Here is a 6,966-nt window from a genome sequence, read left to right as displayed (position 1 = left end):
GGCGGCCATAGCGGTGAGGTTGCCTCCCGTACCCATCCCGAACACGGAAGATAAGCTCACCAGCGTTCCGGCGAGTACTGGAGTGCGCGAGCCTCTGGGAAATCCGGTTCGCCGCCACCATTCATTCCGGTTTTTCAGCCTACTGCGGAGAGTCATCTCTCCGCAGTGGGCTTTCCCTATTTATGCAGAGTGTAACTACTGTGTCGCGCGTAGAAGCATCAGTATGGCTCGCGAAGTCAAACTGAACGAACTGACGGAACTGCTCGATTCCGCGTCGTATCCACTGTCGGTCGATACCGCTCGACAGGAGTTCGAGGACGTGGAACTCGTCTATGCCGACGGCACCGAGTCGCTACGCGATGTGCTCGACCGTGTCGAGGACAACCGGTTTGACTCGGTGGACGAGGCCCAGTCGTCGATTCTCAACACCGTCCCGGTCGAAGGCGTCGGCGAACCCGGGCAGTCCGAGGGCGAGGGCTAGCGGAATTCGCTACTCTTAAGCGACTCACTCTTTTACTGTGAACTGCGCCAAGGTGGCAGAGTCCGGCCTAACGCAGCGGCCTGCAGAGCCGCCCATCGCCGGTTCAAATCCGGCCCTTGGCTTTCTGTGACGAACAGTCGGTGAGCGGCAGCCACGCGCATCTGTCACTCTGAGAGAAGCCTCTATCGGGACTGCGCTTTCGAGTTGTTAGCCGGACAGCAACAGTCTCCCCGTGGAGATACGCGTCCACCTTGCAGGGCCGTTACCCGATACTTATCTTACCGTGCAGAGTACAAGAGCCAATACGTAGCAGATCCCGGCTGCCGGCCAATCTTATAACTATGAACGAACTGCAACAATTCGACCAGTGGGGTCGTGACAGTCAACTGTACGCGGATTTCGTCGACAACGCACAACGTCTTCTGGCCGAGGATAGGGAGTTCCAGACGGCACGAGACGAGTGGCAGGCGTTTTTCACTACCAGCCACGGGGACATCTTCGGTTCGCTGCCGCTGGATAACCCGGTAGATGACCTGTTCATCGACTCACTGTACTACGATTTCGTCGTCGACCAGCTCATCGAGTTCGCGGAGCAGTCCTTCGAGTTCACCCTCGTCAATCAGGAACCGCGGGTCAACACCGAGACGCTCTCGTTCAGCTTTCAGGCCCTGCACGAACGTGTCCTCGCTACCGACACCCTGACAGATACGTTTGCGACAGCGCTCTCGAAAGACGACCTCCGCAACGCTGACACCGAGTTCCTTCGGTCGCTCTACGAGACTGTCTTCCCGCGCGAAATCCGACTCGCCCTCGGGGAGTACTACACACCGCGGGGCGTCGCCGAACTCGCCGTCGACGCGATGGAGGTCGCTGATATGGCGAGCGCCTCGTTTCTCGACCCCGGATGCGGGTCCGGCGTGTTCACCGCCGTCTGTATCGACCGGAAAATAGCTGCGATGGAAGCGACACACGAACCGGACGAAATCCTGTCCAGCGTCACGGCTTCGGTCTTCGGTATGGACCTCAACCCCGTCGCGGTGAAAAGCACGAAGCTCAACTATCTGTTGACACTGCTTCCGGTTATCGAGGAGGCGGACGCTGAAACGGTCGAAATACCGGTCTTCTTGACGGATGCACTCAAACTGACGCGGGACGAACCGATGACGGTCGACGGTACGGCCTTCGAACCGTCGGTCACCCACCTCGTCGGCAATCCGCCGTGGATTACCTGGGGGCGGCTCTCCGAGGACGTGAAAAGCCAGTGGCGCGAAACGTACGTCGACCAGCTCGACCTCCTGCCACACGACGGCGCAGTGTCACGGCTCGGGCACGGGAACGACGACATCGCCGTTCCGTACATCTGGGTCTGTGTCCACCACTACCTGCAGGAGAACGGCCAGGCCAGTTTCGTGCTGAAGCGCGACATCATGAAGGGGCCGGCCGGGAAGTTACTCCGAACGCTCACAGTCGCGGACCGACCGCTGGATGTGAGCCACATCCACGATTTCAACAAACTCCAGCCGTTCGGCGACCAGGTGGGAGCGAACGCCGCTGTCTACACGCTGTCGGCGGACACGGAGCCGACGTTCCCGATAGACACGACGTCGTGGACGGCCGATAGCGCTGTCACCGATTTCGCCACGACTGGGGCCATTCGAGAGACGCTGCGGGCGAGGGAAACCACCATCGTGCCGCTCGACGAGGACGATAGCACTTCGGCGTGGATTCGAGCCGACGCGGAACGGGGCGCGCTCGGCGACTGCGACCAGGAGATTCGCCACGGCGTAAAGGACGATGCACAGGACGTGTTCTCGATCGACCGGGAGCAACTCGATACCCTGGAGCCGGACCACGTCTACCCGTACATCAAATCGAAACACGTCGTCAAATACGGGCTGTTCGGTCACGAGCTCAGACTCGTCCCGATCCGGAAGGCAAACGAGGACAACGAGGACGAACTGCGAAGCAACTCACCGAAAACGTATCAGTATCTCGCGGACCGTCGGGAACAGCTCGAAGACCGGGCGTCGTCGTGGCTGGAGCAGGGTCCGTTTTACAACGTCTTCGGTCTCGGCGACTACACGTGGGCCGATTACAAGGTGGTCTGGTGTCGACTCGGGTTCAAACCGAACTTCGCCGTCGTCTCGACGGTCGAGGACGACGACCTGGGCGAAAAGATGGTCGTTCCCGGCGACCACTACATGTTCATCGGGACGGATTGCGAAGAGGAAGCCCACTTCCTCTGTGCGCTGCTGAACTCAGCTATCTACCAGCGCTCGCTGAAGGATATCGCCTCGGAGGGGAAGGCGAGCCTCTCTAAGTCAGTGGTCTCCCAGCTGGAACTCCCGGCGTGGCACGAGACCGAAGAGAGCCTGCGTCTGGCGGAACTCTCGATGGAGGCACACGATATCGTTCCGGCGTATACGGACACGAGCAAGCGCTCGTACAACAAGACCACTATCGAAGAGCTGGAACCGGTTCAGGCGGAGATCGACCGGACTGTCGAAGAGATGCTGTCAGCGGGGACGCTGTTCCCCGAGGTGGGTCAGCGCACGCTATCCACGTTCTGAGGTGTACACCCGGTCAGCGCCTTCCGGGACCTCCCCTTTCATCTGCGTGTAACTGAAGCGCCACTGGACAGCGGGACTAATCGTGATAACACCGGGTTTCGGCGGGTTTTCGATCATGCTCTCGAGCTCGGTTTCCTTGATCTCTGTCACGTCGTCGGACTTCTCTGAGACGAGATCTTCGAGCGCTGTGCGGAGTTCGGGTCGCGATATCTCGTCGTCGTTGTACGCCTGAATCCGCTGTGCTGCTGCGACGCTCTTCCGGTGGTCACCCGTCCGTTCTTTCGGGATATAGACGCAGTTCTCGAAGGTGTACCGCTCACCGCCCTCGACGTCTTCCCGACTGTAGACGATAAGGAGGATGTTGTACGGAACACCGACCAGGCGTTCCCCGAACGCTCGAATCTTACTCGACGACTGCGGGCGCGTGATGCGCGTGGTTTTCACGTCGACGTTGAAGTGCGGGAGGTCGATACCGGACGCTGCGCTACCGCGCCGTTCTAATTCGAGGGCCTCGTTCAGGTGCGCCCGCAGCGAGTCCTCGAAGTGGGTACCGATGTCTTTCGACTTGGTGGATTCGAGAACCGTCCCGTCGTTCGCCCCACACCAGTCGGCGACGAGATCGAGATGGTTCCGAAGATCTACGACCTTTTCAGCGTCCGAACTACCTGTCATACCTGTAGGTCACCGACTTGGTCTCAGTAGTCGCTACCGAAGAAACCACGCCTAAGAGTCGATATATCGTCAGTTACTTTCTAACGGGGGCTCTGTACACCGTGTCTACCTGGGAACGAACCACGGCTCCGCGTCGAAGCAGCGATACCCGGACAGATGCGTACGGATTTCGTCCGGAGTGGCGGGCCGTCCCTGCGCGCGTGACGGCCATGGCTGGCTGTACGGTCGAAAAGTAATCATTAAACCTCGCGGCGTCTGACCGTTGGAACATGCAACGACGAGCCGCGGCGGCATACTTCGTGTTCTTCCTCGTCGTCAGTGTCGCAGCGTATGCGTACATTGGCGTCGCGGAGAGTCAGCGGCCGGAGGTGGAACTCGACGGGGCGGAGCTGTCTAACGATTCCTCGTTCACCATCGACGGGCAGACCTACACTGTCTCGAACATCCACATGTCCGGTGGCGGCGGTGGTCACGGCGGTGGCGGTGGGTCGATGGCGGCCGACCTATCGTGGACGAACAACTCCTCACAGTACACTGCGACGGTAGAGGCAGGGTCTACGACGACGCTCGACAACACGACCTACAACGTCTCAACCGACAACTCGACGGGCACGCTGACGCTTACGGCCCAGCAGAACGTGACCCAGCTGCTCCGCGCGGACAGCGCCGTCGAGAACTCGCTGGCGACGCAGAACGGTACGGAGTACGTCGTCTACCGCCAGAACGACTCGCTCCGCCCGGTTTCGGAGTGGCTCCCGGAGCCCGAGACCCGGACGTTCACGACCGGTGACCAGTACACCTACCCGGCCGAGAGCGGGACACAGGCCACGACTATCACCAACGTGACAGACAGCGGCGCGACGGTCGAGTGGACCGCACCGCGACAGCGGACGGTCGAACTCAGCGAGGGCGGGAACCTCACGCTCGCCGACGGCCGGTACTTCGCTCACTTCCCCGACCAGAGCAATGTGCAGGTCGTCAGCGTCGACCAGTATCCGCAGTATCAGGAGACCCTCGACGCACAGAGCTACTTCCACGAGCGCAAGAACGGCATCTGGGGCATCTCGATTCTCAGTGGCATCGCGGCCGTGTTGATGCTCGGGATGGCGTACCTGCCGAACCGCGGCTGAGCGCGAAAACGGTTTTTTACTCGTCGCTGTTCCAGCTGACGTAGGCGAGCGCGACACCGAGCACCGCCATCAGCACCGAGCCGATTATCTGGAGCACTGCCCCGCCCGTGGTCGCCTGTGTCGTCCACGGGGCACCGATTATGGTGCCCGCCGCGACGAGCACGAGGAAGCTCCCACCGGCGATACCCAGTGGTTTCAGTGGATCTTCGAAGCCGTCGGTGAATGCGTTCATACTCCACGGCTGGGCGGTGAGGGTGGTAAATCATCCGGTCTGTGACGTTCGCCGTCGCTCGCGGAATACGAACGGGTCGGGAGGGACTGAGCAAACGCCTCGCGTTTGCGAGGGTCGAGAGACGCCAGCGGCGTCTCTCGGAAGTTGAACCGGAGAGAGACGGTCGGCCTCACTTCGTTCGGCCGCTGCGACTCTCAGGGTTCAACTCCTCCGTAGCCGCTCCGCTCCTCACGTCCGTTCGTCGCAGGAGCGGGCCGGGAGGGAGTTGAACCCCCGACCATCTGGTTAAAAGCCAGACGCTCTGCCTAACTGAGCTACCGGCCCTCGATAGGAGGTGGGGGAACCGGCGGCTAAGTACTTACGGTCCGTCGCCGAGCGTCGATTCCAGCGACTCGGTGACGACGCTGCTGGGATCCGTGGCGTCGAGCGCGGCCCGCCGGCGGAGCTTGCAGTAGGCGTCGGTGTCGATGTCGATCGTGAGCTCCCCGAGCCGGTACCCCTCCGCTGCGAGAGCGTCCTCGATGGTCGCGCCGTCGTTGACGCCGCTGGCGACCGAGCGTATCTGGCGGACGGTCAGCCCGTGGTCCAGTGCGGCCCAGGCGAGCAGGAGGCGAGCCTCGCCGGCGAGACGGGCGATGTGTTTGGCTGCGGTGGGGGCGATTTCCCCCTTCGCGACGTGGATACGTATCGAGCGGGGGAGGTCGTGGACGCGGGACCACTTCCGGATGAAGGAGACGGTCGCGTCGCCGCCGGCACGTTCGGCGGCCGCCTTGTAGGACCCCTCGCCACGGACCAGTGCCGCACACGCCGCCGCCCCGCGGAGCATGTAGACGTTGTCGTCGGCTCCGGCGGTGTTCTCTGAGAAGCGCCGCACGGTCTGTGCAGCGAGCCCGAGGCTCTCCGGGTCGTCGGGGTCGAACTCGACGGCCTCGTCTGCGTGTTGCCCGGTGAGTGTCGGGTCGCCACGGATGACTGGTTTCCCGACCGGTGACTCCCGGTCGGTCGACGGTGCGTCGTCTGGCATCAGTACGCGGTTAGCGGTCCCAGCACAAAAGCATCCCGTCCGGGAATCAGTCGTCCGAGGCGCTCTCGCGCTCCTCGCTCATGTGTTCCCAGATCTCGGTGCAGCCACATCCGTCCTCGACGTCGTCGAGGTGGTCGGTGGTTGGTTCGTCGACTTCGGCGTCGGCTTCGTCGTGCGTTTGGTGTGCGTTCGTCATCGTTTCTGGTAGAGCAACGACGGATGTCGTCGCCTGTCGCTACTCCGTCCTAATGGCCCACTTACCTTAAGCCCGCACTCTCCTGTAAGAACAACCCACACTGCGGCTTACCGGCAACCCGTGCAGCTACCTTGTACGGGGGCTGACAAATCGAGGACCGTGGTATCTAGTCGCATGCACCGCAAGACAGCGACGGTGTCTCTCCGGCACCGGCGAAAGTTGACAGCGCCGATGCCCTGAGGTATCTCGGAAATCTAATGAGATGTAATGACGACCGACGTTCACCAGCTCGACGACGGTGCGTGGATATCCGTCAACGACTCCCGTGAAGTGAACGTCTCGGACCTGTGGCGGCTGGCGCAAACGGACTTCTGTGGGTGTGAGATGGCCGATTTCCTCGCCGAAGGGTTCGTCAAAGTCGGCGTCGACTACCCGAATATCGAGGCCAGAATCGCCGGCCAGTGTATCGCGTGTGGCGAGAGCGGCGTCACCGACTGGCTGACGGTCGGGCGCGTCGTCGAGCCGGATTCGGGGGAGTTCTACGGTGTCGTCCACGAGAGCGTCCATTTCCCGGGGAAACACGCCCGAGACACCGACTCGGAATAACTGGCAACAATCTCCTGTTTCGGGTAGTGGGGGAGACGGTTGACGAGAAGGCGTG

Annotated in this window: 8 protein-coding genes, 2 tRNA genes and 1 rRNA gene; 6 read left to right on the top strand and 5 right to left on the bottom strand. The window is 61.6% G+C overall.

Annotation, left to right across the window (positions count from 1 at the left end; translation table 11 throughout):
• The 4 genes from rrf to NDI56_RS16130 all read left to right on the top strand — a co-directional run.
• Positions 1-120, top strand: a 5S ribosomal RNA gene (rrf, locus tag NDI56_RS16145); the annotation flags it as partial.
• Between the two features lie 103 nt (positions 121-223).
• Positions 224-481 carry a DUF5789 family protein gene (locus tag NDI56_RS16140; protein ID WP_310920681.1) on the top strand — a complete coding sequence of 86 codons (258 nt, stop codon included), beginning with the start codon at positions 224-226 and terminating at the stop codon, positions 479-481.
• A 46-nt stretch (positions 482-527) separates the two neighbouring features.
• Positions 528-603 (top strand) — tRNA-Cys (locus tag NDI56_RS16135).
• A gap of 219 nt (positions 604-822) precedes the next feature.
• Complete coding sequence (locus tag NDI56_RS16130; RefSeq protein ID WP_310920679.1) at positions 823-3,051, top strand: N-6 DNA methylase; 2,229 nt, start codon at positions 823-825, stop codon at positions 3,049-3,051.
• Here NDI56_RS16130 and NDI56_RS16125 read toward each other — a convergent pair.
• A complete protein-coding gene (locus NDI56_RS16125; RefSeq protein ID WP_310920678.1) occupies positions 3,037-3,723 on the bottom strand; it encodes a hypothetical protein in 687 nt (228 codons plus the stop codon). The two genes, NDI56_RS16130 and NDI56_RS16125, sit on opposite strands and share 15 nt — an antisense overlap.
• A 269-nt stretch (positions 3,724-3,992) precedes the next feature.
• Here NDI56_RS16125 and NDI56_RS16120 point away from each other — a divergent pair, with 269 nt between their 5' ends.
• On the top strand, positions 3,993-4,853 hold the full coding sequence (locus NDI56_RS16120; protein ID WP_310920677.1) for a hypothetical protein: 861 nt from the start codon (positions 3,993-3,995) through the stop codon (positions 4,851-4,853).
• A gap of 16 nt (positions 4,854-4,869) precedes the next feature.
• On the opposite strand, the gene NDI56_RS16115 is transcribed toward NDI56_RS16120, so the two are convergent.
• The 4 genes from NDI56_RS16115 to NDI56_RS16100 form a co-directional block, all read right to left on the bottom strand.
• Entirely contained in the window at positions 4,870-5,085 is a 216-nt protein-coding gene (locus NDI56_RS16115; protein ID WP_310920676.1) for a DUF8123 family protein, read from the bottom strand.
• Positions 5,086-5,335: 250 nt separating this feature from the next.
• Positions 5,336-5,409, bottom strand: a tRNA-Lys gene (locus NDI56_RS16110).
• Positions 5,410-5,443: 34 nt separating this feature from the next.
• Positions 5,444-6,109, bottom strand: a complete 666-nt coding sequence (locus tag NDI56_RS16105; RefSeq protein ID WP_310920675.1) for a DUF7119 family protein — start codon at positions 6,107-6,109, stop codon at positions 5,444-5,446.
• Between the two features lie 46 nt (positions 6,110-6,155).
• Positions 6,156-6,305 (bottom strand): hypothetical protein, encoded by a 150-nt coding sequence (locus tag NDI56_RS16100; RefSeq protein WP_310920674.1) that lies wholly within the window; start codon positions 6,303-6,305, stop codon positions 6,156-6,158.
• 267 nt (positions 6,306-6,572) lie between these two features.
• Between NDI56_RS16100 and NDI56_RS16095 the strand changes: the two genes are divergently transcribed.
• Positions 6,573-6,911, top strand: coding sequence for a DUF8134 family protein (locus NDI56_RS16095; protein ID WP_310920673.1), 339 nt, complete (start codon positions 6,573-6,575; stop codon positions 6,909-6,911).
• The last annotated feature ends 55 nt before the right edge of the window (positions 6,912-6,966 follow it).

It is taken from the genome of Halomicroarcula saliterrae, assembly GCF_031624395.1.
Classification (GTDB): domain Archaea; phylum Halobacteriota; class Halobacteria; order Halobacteriales; family Haloarculaceae; genus Haloarcula; species Haloarcula saliterrae.
The sequence above is the reverse complement of the archived record's forward strand: the minus strand, read 5'-3'. Positions and strand labels throughout refer to the sequence as shown.